Annotated in this window: 15 protein-coding genes; 10 read left to right on the top strand and 5 right to left on the bottom strand. The window is 43.7% G+C overall.

The window, feature by feature from the left end; all coding sequences use genetic code 11:
• Positions 1–152 precede the first annotated feature (152 nt).
• Entirely contained in the window at positions 153–452 is a 300-nt protein-coding gene (locus OCU90_RS06655) for a hypothetical protein (RefSeq protein WP_004734705.1), read from the bottom strand.
• A gap of 220 nt (positions 453–672) precedes the next feature.
• Here OCU90_RS06655 and OCU90_RS06660 point away from each other — a divergent pair, with 220 nt between their 5' ends.
• The 4 genes from OCU90_RS06660 to OCU90_RS06675 all read left to right on the top strand — a co-directional run bounded on the left by OCU90_RS06660 (position 673) and on the right by OCU90_RS06675 (position 4,657).
• On the top strand, positions 673–2,076 hold the full coding sequence (locus OCU90_RS06660; RefSeq protein ID WP_061024631.1) for an aminotransferase-like domain-containing protein: 1,404 nt from the start codon (positions 673–675) through the stop codon (positions 2,074–2,076).
• Positions 2,077–2,203: 127 nt separating this feature from the next.
• Complete coding sequence (locus OCU90_RS06665; protein WP_004734707.1) at positions 2,204–2,410, top strand: hypothetical protein; 207 nt, start codon at positions 2,204–2,206, stop codon at positions 2,408–2,410.
• A 407-nt stretch (positions 2,411–2,817) separates the two neighbouring features.
• Entirely contained in the window at positions 2,818–3,495 is a 678-nt protein-coding gene (locus OCU90_RS06670; RefSeq protein ID WP_017083348.1) for a hypothetical protein, read from the top strand.
• 1 nt (position 3,496) lies between these two features.
• The gene (locus OCU90_RS06675; protein ID WP_061024634.1) at positions 3,497–4,657 is read left to right on the top strand and encodes a trypsin-like serine peptidase; all 1,161 of its coding nucleotides are present in this window, start codon (positions 3,497–3,499) and stop codon (positions 4,655–4,657) included.
• Between the two features lie 159 nt (positions 4,658–4,816).
• On the opposite strand, the gene asnS is transcribed toward OCU90_RS06675, so the two are convergent.
• Complete coding sequence (asnS, locus tag OCU90_RS06680; protein ID WP_061024637.1) at positions 4,817–6,217, bottom strand: asparagine--tRNA ligase; 1,401 nt, start codon at positions 6,215–6,217, stop codon at positions 4,817–4,819.
• An 843-nt stretch (positions 6,218–7,060) separates the two neighbouring features.
• Between asnS and OCU90_RS06685 the strand changes: the two genes are divergently transcribed.
• On the top strand, positions 7,061–8,551 hold the full coding sequence (locus tag OCU90_RS06685) for a SulP family inorganic anion transporter (RefSeq protein WP_061024639.1): 1,491 nt from the start codon (positions 7,061–7,063) through the stop codon (positions 8,549–8,551).
• 162 nt (positions 8,552–8,713) lie between these two features.
• Here OCU90_RS06685 and OCU90_RS06690 read toward each other — a convergent pair whose 3' ends face one another.
• Positions 8,714–10,348 carry a methyl-accepting chemotaxis protein gene (locus OCU90_RS06690; RefSeq protein WP_061024709.1) on the bottom strand — a complete coding sequence of 545 codons (1,635 nt, stop codon included), beginning with the start codon at positions 10,346–10,348 and terminating at the stop codon, positions 8,714–8,716.
• A gap of 313 nt (positions 10,349–10,661) precedes the next feature.
• Positions 10,662–11,087 carry an ester cyclase gene (locus tag OCU90_RS06695; RefSeq protein WP_017086469.1) on the bottom strand — a complete coding sequence of 142 codons (426 nt, stop codon included), beginning with the start codon at positions 11,085–11,087 and terminating at the stop codon, positions 10,662–10,664.
• 114 nt (positions 11,088–11,201) lie between these two features.
• Between OCU90_RS06695 and OCU90_RS06700 the strand changes: the two genes are divergently transcribed.
• Complete coding sequence (locus OCU90_RS06700; RefSeq protein WP_017086468.1) at positions 11,202–12,095, top strand: LysR family transcriptional regulator; 894 nt, start codon at positions 11,202–11,204, stop codon at positions 12,093–12,095.
• Positions 12,096–12,198: 103 nt separating this feature from the next.
• Here the strand turns inward: OCU90_RS06700 and OCU90_RS06705 are convergent, their stop codons facing one another.
• Positions 12,199–14,523 (bottom strand): FdhF/YdeP family oxidoreductase, encoded by a 2,325-nt coding sequence (locus tag OCU90_RS06705; RefSeq protein ID WP_061024640.1) that lies wholly within the window; start codon positions 14,521–14,523, stop codon positions 12,199–12,201.
• Between the two features lie 600 nt (positions 14,524–15,123).
• Between OCU90_RS06705 and OCU90_RS06710 the strand changes: the two genes are divergently transcribed.
• The 4 genes from OCU90_RS06710 (at position 15,124) to OCU90_RS06725 (ending at position 18,616) form a co-directional block, all read left to right on the top strand.
• Positions 15,124–16,008 (top strand): LysR family transcriptional regulator, encoded by an 885-nt coding sequence (locus OCU90_RS06710; RefSeq protein WP_004734714.1) that lies wholly within the window; start codon positions 15,124–15,126, stop codon positions 16,006–16,008.
• Positions 16,009–16,097: 89 nt separating this feature from the next.
• A complete protein-coding gene (gene fdhD, locus OCU90_RS06715; protein ID WP_061024642.1) occupies positions 16,098–16,928 on the top strand; it encodes a formate dehydrogenase accessory sulfurtransferase FdhD in 831 nt (276 codons plus the stop codon).
• A gap of 266 nt (positions 16,929–17,194) precedes the next feature.
• Positions 17,195–17,392, top strand: coding sequence for a hypothetical protein (locus OCU90_RS06720; RefSeq protein WP_133148830.1), 198 nt, complete (start codon positions 17,195–17,197; stop codon positions 17,390–17,392).
• Between the two features lie 81 nt (positions 17,393–17,473).
• On the top strand, positions 17,474–18,616 hold the full coding sequence (locus OCU90_RS06725; RefSeq protein WP_029224515.1) for an amino acid permease: 1,143 nt from the start codon (positions 17,474–17,476) through the stop codon (positions 18,614–18,616).
• The last annotated feature ends 416 nt before the right edge of the window (positions 18,617–19,032 follow it).

Genomic DNA, 19,032 nt, shown 5'->3' on the forward strand with positions numbered 1-19,032 from the left:
CTGGTTTGTGTTAGTGATTTGTTAGCTAGGTGGGGGTTATTGCAGCATTACTATGAAGATATTTGAATAGCCTCGTTGAGATTAGAGGCTATTCAGTCGGTATACTTGAGTGGAATCGCGAGTGATTGAGTTCGCTATCTACTTTAAAACAATTACTTTTTCAGGTTGATTTCAGCTTCGATAGAACCTGTTTCAATCTCAGGGTGAGACGCTAGTTTGTCTGATGCCCATTGGTTAAGGTGTTTCAGAATAGCAGACACCGCGTGTTTCTCAGTTGGTGCTTGGTCTTGATCGACGTCGATCTTCTGCTTTGGATGTGAGCCTGTAGCATCTTCAGCGATATGTAGCCAATCTGGGTGCCAGTAATATGGCTGGCCACTCGGTGTTGTCCAACTATGAACACCGTTTGACTCTCCTTTATAACTTAACTGGTCTGCTTCTATTTTTTTCATTGTTATCTCGCATGTTTTTTGGGTTACATCAAATTATAGAGGCGTAGAACGAACTTGGCTCCCGCCTTGGTTACAAACTTAGCAAAGCATACAAAGTTATCTGTGAACCAATTCACACTATTATAGAAATTAGGTCCAATCATATGGATAGCAGCAATAGTTGTTAACGTTAGTGATAAAATCCCCGGCTTATTAGAATTTCTCTAGGTAGTACAATTAGATGGCGCGTTATGAAGAGCTTGCAAAGGATATTCGAACTCAGATCGCTAATAACACTTGGCGATCCGGAGAGAAGATCCCTTCGGTACGCATGAGTTGTCGAAATTACAACGTCAGCAATAGTACTGTCTTACAAGCCTACCAATTGTTAGAAAGCGAAGGGTGGATCATCGCTAAGCCTCAGTCGGGCTACTTTGTTGCACCACGTGTGGACGGCGTTGATTATGAACTGCCGTTAGTACACAAAAAGAAAGCCATTAATGATCGCTTATTCGACTTTTTGAAATCGAGTTCAGCAGAGGGTGTGATTCCTTTTGGCTCAGCATTCCCCGATCCTGATCTTTTCCCATTACCTACCTTGACTCGAAACCTTGCCAGTGCTGGTAGAAAGATGACAGGTGCCAGTGTGATCAATAATCTGCCACCGGGAAGTGAGTCCTTAAGAAGACAAATCGCGCAGCGTTACCTGCAGCAAGGCATTACGGTTAACCATCAAGATATCGTGATTACCTCTGGCGCAATGGAAGCGCTTAACTTAAGCCTGCAAACGGTTACTAAGTCGGGTGATAATGTTGTGATTGAATCTCCCGCTTTCTATGGTGCTTTACAGGCCGTAGAAAGATTAGGACTCAATCCTATCGAAGTGGATGTTTGTCCAATCAATGGATTGAATATTGAGCAGTTTGAAAGCGCACTACAAAACCAAGATGTAAAAGCGTGTTGGCTGATGACGACGTTTCAAAACCCGACAGGGACAAGTTTGTCTGAAGAAGCGAAGCGTCGTGTGGTTGAGATTGCAGAACAACACGAAACCTACATTATTGAAGATGACGTGTATGGTGACCTCTACTTCGAAGGGCATAAACCCAAGCCACTAAAAGCCTTCGATAAGACCGATTCTGTTCTGCTTTGTGGTTCGTACTCAAAAAGTCTGTGTCCGGGTTATCGGGTCGGCTGGGTTGTGAACGCGCGTTTCAATGATGCCATTCAAAAGCTGCAGCTTCTTTCTACACTGTCGAGTAGTGCGCCTGTGCAACTTGGCGTCGCACACTTCTTAACACATGAAAGCTACGACAATCACCTTCGTAAATTACGTAAAAATCTTCTAGTGAGAAAAGAACGATTCATTGAGGTCATCAAGCAGTACTTCCCGCATTCCGTCGAGATTGAAGAACCGGCTGGTGGCTACTTCATATGGATTCGTCTTTCCGCAAAATTCGACAGTCAACAATTTTACCAGCTAGCGATTGCTCAGGGGATCAGCGTCGCTTCAGGCGATCTGTTTAGTGAGCAGGGCAGAGTAGATAACGCGATCAGATTGAACTTCTCTTATGAACTCACAGAAGAGAAAGAACAAGCACTAATCTTGCTTGGCAAACTGGCACATCAACTTACGCATTCGTAAAATCTTAAGTCACTCATAAAACAGACAATGACTTCAACTGTACGGATTGTTTCTGGTGCAACTGTACGCCTTGTACAACAAAGAGTTGTGATTCAATACAGTTAGACCAAATATTGGAGATACCGTTATGTTGAAAATGACTATGGGAAATGAAGTTAAGTTGATTATCGTCGCGATTGTGTGTGCGCTTCTGCTTATTCTCGGCCACGTATTGCTGGCAAAAGCCTTCGCTGATATGGCTTGGGCTGAATATACAACAGCGGCTATCCCGTTCGTTATGATGGCAATCTGCGGTCTCGCGATAAAATACGCTATCGACCAAGATGTCGATTAAGCCGATTATCCAGTCGAATTATTTTAAGCCCTGCCAGAATTTGGCAGGGCTTTTTCGTTTTAAATGACCTGAGCTTTTGAATAATTGCATTAAACCTGAGCTCTGAAGGCTATCTCATACTTTAATGCCACAGACTTTGTAAGTCTGTGTAAGCGCGAAATGGTGATTATTTGGAATATGCATCACCTTTAGTCAAAAACTTGGCTTATTGGTTGTGCTAGGAAATAACCAGAGCCTACCTTTCATTGTTATATATTCACGTCAATTATTGGTCGCTATGCGATAAAAGTGATCAAATTAAAGGCTTACAGTACCTTACAGGTTTAAATTTCCCATTTATTACAATTGGTTATGACTAATTGAGATGCGGGATTATGAGATTGAAATATACAAAAACAAACCTGTGCATATTGGCTTTGTTAGCCACCAATGCTTCAGCAAGCGAACTCCATGTTGATTTGAATCGACTAAGTAATTTTTCGGAAGTTGGTACTAATAGACTGTCTATTACCAGTGAATTTATCGGCTATGAGCTTGATGAGGGAAAGTATCGTTACGCAAGAGATGTTGACTTAAACGGCTTAGATTGGGCTTTTCTTTATGGAGAGCATCAAAGAAAAGATAAACCCAATAGCGCCTTAATTGGTGATGTGAAGGTTATTGGTGATTTAAAACAAGTCGCTAATTCAGAGACTAAAAATGCAGTTGGCAATCGTTACTACTGGCAAGACGGCGACTCTACGGATTATAACCAAGAGCTGGCTTTTTCAGGTTTGCTTGTTGGTTCTAGTGGTTTCTCTTTTGACGTTCAGCCGAGTAAAGAAGGGCGATTTTCTGTAGAGCTTTATACACATAATTGGCTGTCTTCTGCTGATGTGACGGCATGTATTAACGAGCAATGCATCACAATTAAAAATGACATTTCATTTCACATGACCAGTGTCAAAAATACGATTGTTTTCGAATCTCAATCGCCAGATGACATCGTAGAAATCTCATATTCACGCCAATATAGGCAGTTTGATTTTGAATCGAGACAAGGCTATCACGCTATTGAGGCTATCCAGTTGAGAGAGGTTGAGTAACATGAAAAGAATCATTCTAGCATCAGTAATTGTAGCGACTTTTTCTGCTCACTCAGGTCTCGGGAAAATGGATCGTTCCGTCACTCAACACAAAACGTTCGCTCTACAAACTCAGTTCGATTTTGCCTGTCATATGAATGCGGGTTCCGCGACCTTAATTGACCCTTACTGGGTGATAACGGCAAATCACGTATCAGGCTCTAAAAGTGAAGGGTATGAAAATGCAGTCACTTGTTCTTCTTATGACAAAGATGAGAACGGTAAGTACAACGTTATTCATACATCACGTGCGACAACTGACCCTGATGGTGAGTGGGGGGAGTATGAATTTACCGATGGCATTTATGATTTCGCTCTGGTGCGCTTAGACACGCCAATCACCGGTATTAAGCCTGCGAAGTTACCAGAGAAAGGGATGTTCGATCATTCAGAGGTTTATGAAGTAAATAGCGTTGGCTTTGGTAACTATAACGGCCGTAATGGCGGGAAGAAATTTGTTAAGTACAATGACACAGATAAGAAATGGTTAGCTGAATATAAATATAACCCGGTGATCATGCCTCAAAGTGATTTGCAGTGGCTGATCATCCATGGAGACTCAGGTTCAGGTATTACGATTGAACGCGACGGCGAGTTTTACATTATTGGAGAGATAGGCCTTCAATACTATGGCGAGCTTGGTTGGCAAGATACATTCGATGATGTTTTGGGGAGATTAGATTCCTTAAACAATGATATGAGAGCGCATGGGTTTAGTTACTCGAAGCCAGTAAATCTTGGTGATGTAAGATGGACGCCAACGACCCAGAACAGTATCGAAGATCTTCATGCCTTTTACAGCTACTGGAAAGCTGGAAGTATGGATTTTAATGGTACTTATTGGACGAAGGATGGCGGTATTTACAACACAGCTTATGCGCAAGAAGGTGAAACGTACACTTTTGAAACTGTCATTCCTGCAAACCCAAAAGCGCCCGCTTTTGATGTGTTTGTAAATGGTCGTCAGGTTGCTCATAACATTAAGGCGGATAAAGAGAGCTTATTCTTTAAAGTGAATGCTTTTGAGCAAAAGGGTGACCAGATGGTGATTGAATTTAAGCCGCTAGAACAGACTGGCGAGAAGATACTTTTAGATCACTTTTTGGTTCGAACTGTTGAGTAGATTGAGCTGTTAAGCTTGTATCAGTAGGCGCTTATCAGTAGGCGCTTATAAACATACCCTTATAAATAAGGGCGTATAAAAAAACCTCCGTATATACGGAGGTTTTTATCTATTTAATTATCTATCTATACTGACTTCTCTGAAAGAAGAAAGCTGAGATTAGAAGTTAGCAGAGCGTGGTGTACGTGGGAACGGGATAACGTCACGAACGTTGCCCATACCTGTTACGTAAGACACTAGACGCTCAAAGCCAAGACCGAAGCCAGCGTGAGGCACTGTGCCGTATTTACGTAGGTCGCGGTACCAGCTCATGTGCTCAGGGTTGATACCCATACCAATCATGCGCTCGTCTAGAATGTCTAGACGCTCTTCACGTTGTGCACCACCGATGATTTCACCGATGCCTGGTGCAAGTACGTCCATTGCTGCAACTGTTTTTCCGTCGTCGTTTAAGCGCATGTAGAAAGCTTTGATGTCTTTCGGGTAGTTCTTAACGATAACAGGTGCTTTGAAGTGCTCTTCAGCTAGGTAACGCTCATGCTCAGAAGACATGTCGATGCCCCACTCAACGTCGAATTCAAATTTCTTACCAGAATCTAGTAGGATTTGGATTGCGTCAGTGTAGTCAACTTGTGCGAAATCAGCGTCTACGAATTGCTCTAGACGAGTGATTGCTTCTTTGTCGATGCGAGAAGCGAAGAACTCAAGGTCGTCGCGGCGTTCTTCAAGAACAGCAGCGAAAACGTACTTAAGCATGTCTTCAGCCAGTTTCGCTACATCGTCAAGGTCTGCAAACGCAACTTCAGGCTCAACCATCCAGAATTCAGCTAGGTGGCGGCTTGTGTTTGAGTTTTCAGCACGGAACGTAGGACCGAACGTGTAAACCTTGCTTAGTGCACAAGCGTAAGCTTCAGCATTAAGTTGGCCAGATACTGTTAGGAAAGTTTCTTTACCGAAGAAATCTTCGTTGAAGTCAACTTTGCCTTCGTCAGTGCGAGGCAGGTTTTCCATGTCTAGCGTCGATACGCGGAACATTTCACCAGCGCCTTCTGCATCAGATGCAGTGATAAGCGGAGCTGAAGTCCAGAAGAAACCTTGCTCGTGGTAGAAACGGTGAATCGCTTGAGATAAACAGTTACGTACACGTGCTACTGCGCCGATCACGTTCGTACGTGGGCGTAGGTGAGCAACTTCACGAAGGTATTCAATAGAGTGACGTGTCTTAGCCATTGGGTAAGTGTCAGCGTCTTCAACCCAGCCTACAACTTTAACGTCAGTTGCTGCTAGTTCGAAGTCTTGACCTTTCGCAGGAGACTCAACAATCTTACCTGTTACTTCAACAGAGCAGCCAGTTGTTAGCTTTAATACTTCGTCTTCGTAATTATTAAGATTATTAGGAACCACGGCCTGAATCGGGTCGAAACAAGAGCCGTCATAAATGGCAAGGAAAGAGATTCCAGCTTTGGAATCACGACGTGAACGGATCCAGCCGCGAACAGTTACTTCACTGTCTACCGCTAGCTTGCCGCCAAGTACGTCTGTTACAGGCGCGTAAGTCATGTTGATTTCATTCTCCATTGAGGGACAAATTCAACTCAAAGTCTCTAGCATTGAGGCAAATGAACATATATTTGCACAATAATTAGCCGAAACATTGAGTTGTATAAACTTTTTAAATCGATTGAACATATTACCTGTCATACCGACAGCTTCAACCTTTATTCTTGCTTGGTGAAAGAAATATTGTGTCTACTGACGATAAATAGGTTTGAGGGTGTGTTTTTTGTTCGATTTGGCTTTCTGTTTGGTATTTGTTTGAGTGCTAGGGAGGTGCGCTAGCGCTAATGGTTAAGTATTCTTCAATACCTTGTAAATCGATGTGAGCAGAGTGATTGAAACGACGTGAACTGACGTTGGTTACAACATAGAGCTGGCTGAAATCGAGACCGCTAGCGGTTTTTGGCCGGATTAAGAAGCGTTAATATTCGAAACCTTTGTTTGCAAGATTGGACGTGTGATTAAAGTAGCGCTCACTTTATATTGGCAGCCATTCAAGCTTGTGCGTTACCCGAGCTATCTGTGTAATACCTAGATTTCCTTGTTTAATATCTATATTACCTTATGTAATAGCTTAGTTGTCTTGTGTAATACCTAGGTTACCTAGTGCAATACTTACGCTACCTTGTCCGATACTTAAGTGACAAACACAAAGCACAAGTGTGAGTCCATCTAATAACAATCACCCACTAGAGGAGTTTAATATTCACGTGTTAATTACGCCGCCTTAACCCCTGCATTCTCTCTACACCCGCACTTTTCGAGCGCTCGCTCATTCAAGAAAAACAGTCGATCAAATTATGTCTGAACAAGGCAGGACTGGCTGTACAAGTAAAAGAGAATTACATGCTTAATTATTTAAAAAAACACTGGTTATCAAACGTTAAAGGAGATTCATTATCTGGGATTGTGGTTGCACTCGCATTAATCCCTGAAGCCATCGCATTTTCAATTATCGCAGGCGTCGACCCTAAAGTAGGGCTTTATGCTTCTTTCTGTATCTGTGTTGTAACCGCTTTGGTTGGCAGTCGTCCGGGGATGATCTCTGGGGCAACGGGCGCAATGGCGCTGTTGATGGTCACCTTAGTGAGAGAACACGGGCTAGAGTATCTACTCGCAGCTTCATTTCTTGCTGGCGTCATTCAAATCGCGGCTGGGTACCTCAAGCTTGGTAATCTGATGAATTTCGTTTCCAAATCGGTGATTACTGGGTTTGTTAACGCGCTCGCTATTCTTATATTTATGGCTCAGCTCCCTGAGTTGATCAACGTCCCTTCGAGCGTTTACGTGTTAGTCGCTTTGGGTTTGGCGATCATTTATCTGCTTCCTTATTTTCCCAAGTTTGGTCATGTAATACCTTCTCCATTAGTCGCGATTGTTGCCCTGACTATTATCAGTTTGTTATTTGGTTTAGATGTCAGAACGATTGGAGATATGGGCAAGCTTCCGGATTCACTGCCTGTGTTCTTGCTCCCTAATATTCCATTCACGTTTGATACGCTCACAACCATCCTTCCATATTCTATTGCTCTATCTCTTGTAGGCTTATTGGAATCATTGATGACGGCGACGATAGTGGATGACCTGACCGATACTGAAAGTAATAAGAACAATGAATGCAAAGGGCAAGGCGTAGCGAACATCGTGGCTTCACTATTTGGTGGTATGGCGGGGTGTGCGATGATTGGCCAGTCGATTATTAACATCAAATCAGGCGGCTTAACCCGATTATCCAGCTTGATCGCCGGGGTTGTTTTACTGCTAATGGTGGTGTTTGTTTCTGATTGGTTGAAGCTGATACCGATGGCCGCTTTAGTGTCTGTGATGATCATGGTTTCAATCGGCACGTTTTCATGGCGTTCTGTTGTTGAGCTTAAAGACCACACACTCCCAACCAATGTAACCATGCTAGCAACCGTGGCGGTGGTGGTGTTTACTCACAATCTCGCGATAGGTGTTGCGGTTGGCGTGGTGCTATCGGCTCTGTTTTATGCGCATGCTAGCAAATCCATGGTGTTTATATCCGATGAAGTCGTGACTAACGAAATGCACACTACCCACCGAGTAAAAGGCCATGTCTTCTTTGCTTCTTCAGATGCGTTTGTCGATCTATTTGATTATGACAATGCGACCTCTTTAGTGACCATCGATATTTCGGATGCGTCTTTCCTAGATAACACGTCGGTTGAGGCGCTTGATAAGGTCGTATTTAAGTTCCGTAAAAAGGGCGCTTATGTAGAAGTCGCAGGAATGGATACCGTGAGTGCGAATCTGATATTCAAACACGCGATGTACCACAAGCATAAAGATTTAACCGCGGTTTCCATTACGCACTAATCATGGTTTAAGGTACTTTAAAAGCCTAAAAGCCTAAAAGCCTAAAAGCCTAAAAGCCTAAAAGCCTAAAAGCCTGAAACTCGGAACTAGACATTGTTATGAAGATAAAGCGCTCATCTTTGAGCGCTTTTTTGTTGATGTCGGTGGGGGAGTTCTACTGACCTATGACTGATCTTTATCGTTGGTTTTTGAGTTCGATAAGGTGAATTGGTTGATAAGAGATTCAAGGTGATCAGACAGCTCTTCTAAATCATTACTGATTCCACGAGTCTCAGCCGCAGACTGCGATGTGTTGTCGGCGTGAGAAGTGATGGTTTCAACCTTTTGCTGAACATCTTCGGTCGCGTGTGTAGTGGATTGCGTCTGTTGTTGAATATTTTTCGCATGAGCCAGCACTTGTTTCATTTCTTCAATGACACCATTCATTTCAACGGACAGTGCGTCGATATCTGTTGAGCTTTGATGTGCTTGTTCGCAAACGCGATCGGCAGAAGTCAGCGACTCTTCACTGCCTTGCTGGAACAGATGAATGATTGACTCAATACTGCCAGTTGCCTCTGCCGTTCGTGATGCAAGATTTCGAACTTCATCTGCCACTACCGCAAAGCCCCGACCTTGCTCTCCCGCACGAGCCGCTTCAATCGCCGCATTTAAGGCTAGAAGATTGGTTTGGTCGGCAATGCCACGAATCACGCTCAATATTGAAGAGACCTCTCCGGTTTGCTCATTGAGTGTCAGTATCTTGTGTTTCACTTCTTCTATGCTACTGACTAGGTTCTTTATCTCACTGCTTGCATCATGTGCTTGGTTGGCACTCTTACATGCCACATCGGCGGTGTGATTGATAAGCTCTGAAGCGGTTAAAGTGGCTTGTTCTACATTGACTTGCTGCGCCTGTATCCCTTCGATATTGTTTTGTACTTCAGCGGTTTCGTTTTGTTGATCGCTGGCGGCTTGCTCGGTAATTTGTGCAACACTGGTCAGTTGGTTGGCAGATGCATTCAGTTTGTGCGAGGTGTCTTGTACCTTCTCTAAGCTGTCGGAAACCGTGCCCATGAACGAGTTGATGGAGTTAGCAAGCGTGCCAATTTCATCCTTGCTTTGCTCTGGCAGCCGAGTGGATAGGTTTTTATCACTGCTGACTTGAGTCATAAAGCGAGAGGTTTGTTGAAGCGGGCGAACGATTATCTTACGAATCAATCCCATAGTAAGAACGAATCCGGCAAAGGAGATCACCGCCATAATACCGATCGCTGTCATTGTTTGAGTATTGATCAACGAGTTGACATGGCTAAGGTTATATTCAAGTCGAATTGCACCTAATACTTCCCCTTCTGGCGCCATATGACATGCAACACAATTGGTGCCGCGATAGTTCTCGCTCGACTTCATTGGCAGAGCAATAACCAAGCCTTTTCCCCAATCGGCAGAAAAGGGTTCGATAACGGTTTCACCCGCTAGCGCTCGTTTATCAATATCATCCATAGGTGTTTGGTTGTCATTGCCAGGCCCGTATAACTTACTCACCGCATCAGCACGCAATACACGAACATTTTCAATGCCTTCTTGAGCTAACGCTTTCTGACGAAGGGTCTCTTTTTGTGCCATGGTGCCAGTGAGCATCATCATATTGAGGCTATCGAAATAGTTGCTCGCTTTATCGTGAAGCTGCTCACTTAACACTGAGTTTACAAGCTGCTTTTGCTGCGAATATTGAAAGTAGGTCGATATTGCTAATAGAAAAGTGAACACGATGGCGAGGGCCACTAGGATTTTAAAGGTGATTGTTGAGCGCATAAGGTGTTTGTTTTTATTAATTATAATGACGCGCATACTTTACGTGTAAGAGCCCCTACCACCTATGAGGTATAACCGATTGTGTGACCACACTCCGGTTGTGGTTATGTTTCTGTGATGTAGCGAGTTTGTGATGATGTTCTTTGGGCGAATGAAAGGGAGTTTATCGTTAAATTTGAAGAGTATGAAAAGCCCAAATAAACGTACATGACTTAAACAAAAATCACTTTCTAAAAGGCACCTAATAGATGCCTTCTTCTTCGTATTATTCAATCTGGCTTAACTGCTGAGTCAGTATCATTCCAGTGAGCTTTTACCTAGTTAAGTTTAAGCCCAGTTGAAGTGCCATGCTTAGCTCATTGCGTTCAACAATCTCCTCGACAACTTTGCCTTCATCATTGAATCGGAAGTAAGTAAGGCTAGTCCAAGTAACGTTTTTGCCATTCAGTTGGTAGCCTTTCCACTCATCAGCACCTTTAGCTCTGTGAGTGAGCGCAACAACAACTTGATGGCCGTCTTCTACGATTTTTTGAAACGTCGTTTCCAGTGATTCATATCGGTCAGTAACGTGAACTTTTAACATGGCTTCGAACTCAGAGAGGCCATTAATTATCTTATTGCAATCAGGTCGATGGATCATTGTATCTTCAGCGAAATATTCGCCAATACGGTGAGTTTGTTTACCGTCTACACAATGCTTAAAGTAGTCTTTTACAACCTGAACTTGTTTGCTTGTCATAGTTTCTATCCTTATGTTTGTTGAGTGCCAACAATCTAATGGAACGTTACTGTCTTGAGTAGAGCCCATTTTGTGGATAATCTGTCGACAATATGTAAACAGTGGGGTGAGGTCATGAACGTATTAACGTCTATTAAGTCATTTATTGTGACTGTTGAGGAGGGCAGCTTTACAGGTGCGGCTAAGAAGATCGGAGTGTCGAAGTCTTTGGTTAGTCGCCATGTAAGAGAGCTTGAGGCTTACCTAAATACTCGCTTATTGAATCGTTCTACCAAGTCACTGTCCTTAACTGAGGTTGGTCGTCGCTATTTTAATGAGGCTCATGGGTTGGTCGACGGCATTGAAGATTTAAATGATTCTTTGAGGTTTGATAGTTCAGAAATGGTTGGCTCTTTGAGTGTTATGGCGCCTAAAGGTCTCACTGAGATTATGTTGATGCCCTTCATTTTGACATTTTCAAACAAATACCCAGATGTGGCGTTAAATCTCATGCTTTCAGATGGTGTTCAAGATCTCGCGACGGTTGGTTATGACATTGCGATTCGTTCTGGTGATTTAGTTTCGAAAGACTTAGGAATGATCGCGCGCACTATCTTTGTAAATCAGAACTTGGTTTGTGCTTCACCTAAATACCTAGAAAATAATACAGAGATTACAACGCCAATTGATTTAGCTAATCACACCATAATTGAAGATCCAAACCTTAAGAATGATGGTGTGTGGAGGTTTGAGCTTAGTGGGCATTTTCATGATGTAAATCTGAAGCCAACACTCACGGTAAACAGCGTGCAAGCAGTGAAGGTCGCTGTTCGTTTAGACTATGGTATTGCAATGCTACCAAAGCAATTGGCCGAAGAAGATATAGAGTCTGGCGCAATTGTGGAAATTCTGCCGCAGTATGCGCTTAAAGAAAGAACGGTTTACGCACTTTACCGCGAGCGAGTGAATACGCCGCGCAAAGTGAAGGTGTTTATTGATGAACTATGTGAGCACTTCTCTTGCTGTTGAATATACTGGCCAAGCGTCATTATTAAAATCCACCTGCCAAAACAGGTGGATTTTTACTTTTACTTTTACTTTCAATTGCCGATTGCCGATTGCCGATTGCCAGTTAGCTGACGGTTGAAAGGGGAATGGCGTCAGAGATCGATTTTTCTAATCTGATGGCGATAAATTTCGAGGTAGGGGTAAAGGTTCGTTCACCATAGCTGTCTAGAGGAACCAAAGGGTTGGTTTCAGGATAGTAAGCCGCCGCCTGACCCTGTGGAACGTCATAAGCTACCAGGGTAAACCCTTTCACTTTTCTCGTTACACCATCTTCCCAAAGCGACACCATATCGACCTTGTCACCCGGTTTAAAACCGAGCTTCAATATATCGGCTTCATTGATAAACAAAACTTCGCGCATACCAAAGACACCGCGGTAACGATCATTCAAGCCATATAACGTGGTGTTGTATTGGTCATGGGAACGCATGGTTTGCAAGATCAGATCGGGTTTATTACCCCCTTGCAACACCGCTTCATTAATCAGCTGTTTTGGCAGTTCATTGGAGCCAAATTGCGCTTTGCCGCTGAGGGTGTTCCATTGACGATTTGCGGCAGGATTGACTAAATGAAATCCACCCGGATTTTCTAGTTTCTGATTGAAGTCAGTAAAGCCCGGAATCGTATCTGCAATGAGGTCTCGAATATGTCCATAATCTTGAATGACCCAATTCCAATCGATTGGATGGCTGCCCAGTGTGGCATTGGCAATACCCGCGACAATGGCTGGTTCAGAACGTAAATGCTCTGATCGAGGTTCGAGCTGTCCGTAAGAGATGTGAACCATGCTGAAGGTATCTTCGACGGTGATGCCTTGTGGCCCATTAGCTTGTGTATCGATTTCCGTTCGCCCCAAACATGGCAAAATCAAGGCATCTTGACCGGTAACAAGGTGAGAGCGATTGAGTTTGGTTGAGATATGAACGGTAAGGTCACAATTTTTCATCGCCAGATGTGTGCGAGGAGTATCGGGTGTGGCTTGCGCAAAATTACCACCTAAACCAATAAAGACTTTCGAGCGTTTTTCCTCCATAGCTTTAATCGCTTGTATGGTGTTGTGGCCTACATCTCGTGGGACATTGAAGTTAAAGCGGCGTTCTAAGCTATCTAGAAATTGGTTTGAGGGTTTTTCATCGATACCCATCGTACGATCGCCTTGGACATTACTATGCCCCCTAACTGGTGATAGCCCAGCACCTGGCTTACCGACGTTGCCGCGCAACAATTGCACATTGGCTACTTCTTTGATGGTTTGTACTGAATGACGATGTTGTGTTAGCCCCATAGCCCAACACATGATCACCTTTTCTGAACGGCGGTACATGTCTGCGACCATTTCTATTTCGCTTAAAGCTAACCCTGATTGTTCAGCGATATGCTCCCATGTTGTCGCATCAACTTCTGCTAAGTATTCATCAATACCTGTGGTGTGTTCGCTGATGAATTGTCGATCAAATATGGCTTTGCCTTCGGTTGCGAGCGCATCACGTTCCCATTGCAGCAAATATTTAGCCATCCCACGAAATACCGCCATATCGCCACCTAATGCTGGTCTTAAATAAGCGGTATTGGTTGGTTTTGAACCATTGCTTAACATTTCAACTGGAACTTGAGGATTTTGGAAACGTTCAAGTCCACGTTCTTTCAATGGATTGAAACAGATCACCTGAGCGCCGCGTTTTACCGCTTCACGCAATGGTTCAAGCATGCGGGGGTGATTAGTGCCTGGGTTTTGTCCGAGCACAAAGATCGCGTCTGCTTGTTCAAAGTCGTCAAAAATCACGGTTCCTTTGCCCACACCGACCGTATCTTTCATGCCAATTGCACTGGCTTCGTGGCACATGTTTGAACAGTCAGGGAAGTTATTTGTTCCAAACGCACGGACGAAGAGTTGGTACAAAAACGCCGCTTCATTACTGGCTCGACCCGAAGTGTAGAATTCGGCTTGATGTGGCGAGTCGAGTTGCTTCAAATGCTTGGCTACCAGCGAAAAGGCTTCATCCCACTCAATAGGAATATAGTGGTCGGATGCAGCGTCGTACTTCATCGGATGGGTTATTCGGCCTTGGTATTCCAGCCAGTAGTCTGTTTGTGATGACAAGGATGTTACGCTGTGTTCGGCGAAAAACTCAGGATCTACAAATCGATTTGTGGCTTCCCAGTTCACGGCTTTTGCACCGTTCTCACAGAAGTTCACTTTACTGCTGTGTGGGGATTCCCCCCATGCGCATCCCGGACAATCAAAACCACCGTTTTGATTCGTTTTAAGCATTGTTCGAATGTTTTTGATGGCGTTTTCGCTGCCCCACCAACTCTTAGTGACGGCTTTTAACGCCCCCCAACCACCAGCAGGACCTTTATATTTTTTTATCTGTTCTTTTTGGCTCACAACTGCACTCCTCACACACGGGAACGGCAGTAAACAAGGGAACCGGTAAAAACAGGCGCGTTATAAAAATAAGGCGGGAGTAAAACGGTTTTGATTATTTGGTATCGATACCTGTTTACTGCTTTGAATATTTAGAAATAGACTGGCTAATTGTTTGCCATGATCTAAATCAAAGGTTATGCCGTTAAGGGGCGGTGCGTCCAATTGATATTGCCGACTAAGTGATAAATAGAATCTATCATGGCGAGTAAATATGGAAAGTGTCGCTTTTGTCACAGTGATAAATAGATTTTTCACAGTGATAAATAAAATTTATTAGCCAGTGCGATGCGAGCTCTATTTTACGAGAGATTCGTTGGGCAGCCTTGATATAGCTGAGTCTCCCGTGATAGTTGCTGTCTATCACGCTATAGATAATTTAGATTTGACCTATATTTAAATTAGGCATACTTTGATTTAAATCAAAAATACCGTTGTTATTTTAGCCGTTGCTTTACAGATTGAGCCATTTTCCGTGATAGGTATTTTCAATCACAGAGAACCGTTAATGTACGACGAACGCGAAGAAGACGCTTCATTTCAAGGTTTTACTAATCATTCATGGATATAAAACAACTTAAGTATTTAATCGCTTTAGATCAAACGAAACACTTTGGTCAGGCTGCGACACTTTGTCATATTACTCAGCCTACGTTGTCGATGAGGATAAGGCGTTTAGAAGAAGAGTTAGACCTCGAGTTGATTTCAAGAAGTCAACGTTTTGAAGGGTTTACCGAAGCGGGTGAGCGTATATTGGCTTGGGCAAAGACCGTCTTAGCGGCTCATGACGGTTTACAAGCCGAAGCGGCTAACTGCCGTGGCCAACTGGTCGGCTCGCTAAGAGTTGGCATGGTGCCTTTAGCCAGTCAAAACCCGATGCAGTTGATTAAGCCTTTAGCAGAAAAATTCCCTGAACTTCGCTTTCAAATTTTGTCGATGACATCTGAGCAGATCATAGACCAGCTCAATCGTAACCAACTTGATTTAGGCATGTGTTACACCGACCAGATCAATACGGCTTATTTTGACGTTATAGAAATGAACTCGACGGATTTAGGCATTCTGTATGATAGCCGATTCTTTGATTTTGCTGAGTCGGAAGTCTTATGGGAATCACTCAATAGCATTCCTTTGGGGCTTTTGTCTAAAGGCATGCATTATCGTCATTCGATTGATTTGAGCTTCGGTAGTAAAGGCCTAGTTCCGCAGACTTTGATTGAAAGTAACTCTACGTTTCACCTGATCCAAGCCGTCACTAGTGGCCTATGCTGTGCTGTTATGCCGCTTAACTCTGGATTGGAAGAGCTCAATGAACAACTGCGTATCGTACCGATAGAAAAAGCCGTGGTGCATTCGCCTCTCGGTCTACTTAAGCGTAAACAAGAACCTTATTCGGCACTCACTGATCAGTGCTTTGCTGAAGCAAAACACTTGTTTAATCAGTGATGTTTGTTTAACCAGTGATATTTATTTAATCAGTAACGTTTTCAGTCTGAGTCGATATCGTCAAGCTGACCGTCTTTCCGGGTGATTTTATGAGATGTATAACTCAATCCTATATTGAACTGCCTGATTTTAATCAAGCGCCTCCACAGCCCAATGCCATGAGCTATCGAGAGCTTACGGGCTATAGCATGGTGGTGGATTCACCTCTGGCAAACGAATCGGCATTGGCGATCAGTTATAACGGGATCAGTCAGGCGGTTATGATGGTGACGCCTGGCCACATGGAAGACTTTGTGCGCGGTTTTAGTTTAAGCACCGGCATCATAAAAAGATTCAGTGAAATTCGTGATATTGAGATTGGTGGCAATGGTGAATCTCATTTCGCACAAGTAGAAATCAGCAATCGCGCTTTTTGGGACATGAAAACTCAGCGGCGTAACTTGGCTGGAACCACAGGTTGTGGTTTGTGCGGTGTTGAGGCGCTTGAACAAGCACTTCCGGATTTGGTTCCATTGCCATCGTCATTACCACCCAGTCCACTGGTTTTTCAGGGGTTGAGAGGGCGAATTGCCGAACATCAAAAAGCAGCCAAAATATCCGGTGCTTTACATGCCGCTTTGTTTGCGAATTCGAAAGGTGAAATTTCACTTTGTCGTGAAGACATCGGCCGCCACAATGCTTTGGATAAATTAATAGGGGCAATGGCCGTGAACGAGATCAACCCTAAGTCGGGTTTCGCCATTATGACCAGTCGTTGCAGTTTAGAGCTTATCCATAAAGCCGTGCGTGCTGAAATCGCAACCTTGGTTTGTTTGTCGGCTCCGACCTCATTGACGGTCGAATGGGCAAGACGTAATCGCTTAAATCTGATTCACTTACCCAACAGCAGTCCACCTCGTTTATATAGCCCTGCGCCATAAATGCAATGTTTTCGTTTGGATAAGAAGAGAAACCATTGTGTCTCTCTTTGGTTTTTATTATAAATGATTATTGTTTTACGCGGTTTGGTGGTTAATTTGTATCCAAATGGCTATTTTGTTCAATTTAATAGCAAAAAATGTGGTTATAGCGTTGTGTTTCAAAGCTCATTCGATAAGATGAAAACACCTCTAATGACAGAGGTAGGGCAGCAACGGATACGCTGCTTCAAATACTATGGAATGTGACTTAATTATTGGACACATACATGAAATTCAAGATTACATCACCGATTATTGAACCTACGGAAGGTTCACCACATCAGTTAACGCAAACTCACGCTTCTCGTTTTACCTCTTTTAAGACAAGCTCCCCTTTGAACACCCTGTTCGACAACGTCTCTGCACGCTTCTTTACCGCTTATCGCTCCTATTGTTATTCGTTTTATAACTCTATTTCTATCTGAATTCCTTTGTCATCCGCTCGATGTACGAAGACTCACATCTATAAAAACTAAACAAATAAGTTAAAAACAATGAATATTAAAATGATGGGTAGCTCCCTAATTATCGCTGGTACCGCTCTCGGTGCTGGTATGCTTGCGATCCCAATGGTATTAGCTCAATTCGGATTGCTTTACGGCACACTGCTGATGGTACTGATCTGCTTCGGTACGACTTACGCAGCATTATTACTTCTAGAAGCGACCATCAAAGCGGGTGGCGGTCTAGGACTAAACTCAATTGCCCGAAAAACCTTGGGTAAACAAGGTCAGTTACTGACTAACGGCTTGCTGTACGCGTTATTGATTTGCCTATTGATGGCTTACATTCTAGGCGCAGGTGATTTACTGAGTAAGTTACTGTCTAACTTTGGCGTTGAACTCACCGCGACCACGAGCCAAGTCGTGTTTACGTTACTTGCTGGCGCTGTAGTCGCAAGTGGCACCGGTGTGATTGATAAACTCAACCGTGCACTGTTCTTCGTGATGCTTGCTAGCTTGTTCGCAACCATGGTGTTCTTAGCGCCGAGCATGACTCAAGAAAACTTGATGCAGGTAACCAGCCATGACCACGTTGATTTAATCAAAACCAGTGCCATCCTGTTTACGAGCTTTGGCTTTATGGTTGTGATTCCAACCTTGGTTTCTTACAACCACGAAGCGACAGACAAACAGCTGCGTAACATGGTGATCGTCGGTTCTCTGATCCCATTAGTGTGTTACTTATGTTGGTTGTTTGCGGTAGTGGGTAACTTGAGCGAAGAGCAATTCAGAAGCTTCAAGAACGTATCAGATTTGATGGCGGCGTTTGAGGCTCAGTCTCCTTGGGTGGGTAACGTTCTGTCTACCTTCACTGGCTTGGCGTTGCTGACCTCTTTCTTTGGTGTGGCGATGTCTTTATTCAACCAGAACAAGGACATGTTCAACCAAAACACCGCAGTAACGTACTGCATTAGCTTTATCTTGCCGTTGGCGGGTTCATTGCTTGCAGCTGACAAGTTCCTACAAGTGTTGAACTACGCAGGTATCATCTTAGTGTTTTTGGCTGTGTTTGTTCCTCTGGTTATGGTTCACAAGCAGCGCTTCATGAAAGTAGCGGAAGACAGATACAGCGCTGAAGGTGGCCGACCAATGATGCTTTTCTCATTGCTATTTGGTTGCTTCTTGCTTATCTCACAAGTGATTTAGCAAAACAATTTGGTCGGTTGAATAATTAGGGCGTGTTGACCTTTCGTGGTTAAATTTTGTTCGAGATAAAAGCGTTTTAATCGCGGCGAGGGGGAAGTAGCCTAGTCACTCTACGCAAATCCCCCTCAACAAAGAGTAAAACGCTTTTTGCGGGGGCGCCCAGCTCGAACCCTTTGGGCAGCGTTTGCTGGCCATTTCTACTACGTTATCGGCTTCTCATGTAGGCTAGCTACACATCGACGCCTCTGCCTTGTATAAATACCCAGCAACTCGCTGCAAAAATCAGCTCGAAAGATCAACACGCCCTAGTCACCAAGTTTCAGCTACAAAAGCTTCAGATACAAAAAAAGGAACGCATTGGCGTTCCTTTTTATTATCTGCTCATTAAAAGCAGACTGAGTTAAGTGTTGGCTTGT

The sequence above is a fragment of the Vibrio splendidus genome (assembly GCF_024347615.1).
GTDB classification, from domain to species: Bacteria; Pseudomonadota; Gammaproteobacteria; order Enterobacterales; family Vibrionaceae; genus Vibrio; species Vibrio splendidus.

Bases quoted from the DNA above. Each gene is read 5' to 3' on its own strand.
- OCU90_RS06655 (WP_004734705.1), bottom strand. From the start codon at position 452: ATGAAAAAAATAGAAGCAGACCAGTTAAGTTATAAAGGAGAGTCAAAC.
- OCU90_RS06660 (WP_061024631.1), top strand. From the start codon at position 673: ATGGCGCGTTATGAAGAGCTTGCAAAGGATATTCGAACTCAGATCGCT.
- OCU90_RS06665 (WP_004734707.1), top strand. From the start codon at position 2,204: ATGTTGAAAATGACTATGGGAAATGAAGTTAAGTTGATTATCGTCGCG.
- OCU90_RS06675 (WP_061024634.1), top strand. From the start codon at position 3,497: ATGAAAAGAATCATTCTAGCATCAGTAATTGTAGCGACTTTTTCTGCT.
- asnS (WP_061024637.1), bottom strand. From the start codon at position 6,217: ATGACTTACGCGCCTGTAACAGACGTACTTGGCGGCAAGCTAGCGGTA.
- OCU90_RS06685 (WP_061024639.1), top strand. From the start codon at position 7,061: ATGCTTAATTATTTAAAAAAACACTGGTTATCAAACGTTAAAGGAGAT.
- OCU90_RS06690 (WP_061024709.1), bottom strand. From the start codon at position 10,348: ATGCGCTCAACAATCACCTTTAAAATCCTAGTGGCCCTCGCCATCGTG.
- OCU90_RS06695 (WP_017086469.1), bottom strand. From the start codon at position 11,087: ATGACAAGCAAACAAGTTCAGGTTGTAAAAGACTACTTTAAGCATTGT.
- OCU90_RS06700 (WP_017086468.1), top strand. From the start codon at position 11,202: ATGAACGTATTAACGTCTATTAAGTCATTTATTGTGACTGTTGAGGAG.
- OCU90_RS06710 (WP_004734714.1), top strand. From the start codon at position 15,124: ATGGATATAAAACAACTTAAGTATTTAATCGCTTTAGATCAAACGAAA.
- fdhD (WP_061024642.1), top strand. From the start codon at position 16,098: ATGAGATGTATAACTCAATCCTATATTGAACTGCCTGATTTTAATCAA.
- OCU90_RS06720 (WP_133148830.1), top strand. From the start codon at position 17,195: ATGAAATTCAAGATTACATCACCGATTATTGAACCTACGGAAGGTTCA.
- OCU90_RS06725 (WP_029224515.1), top strand. From the start codon at position 17,474: ATGATGGGTAGCTCCCTAATTATCGCTGGTACCGCTCTCGGTGCTGGT.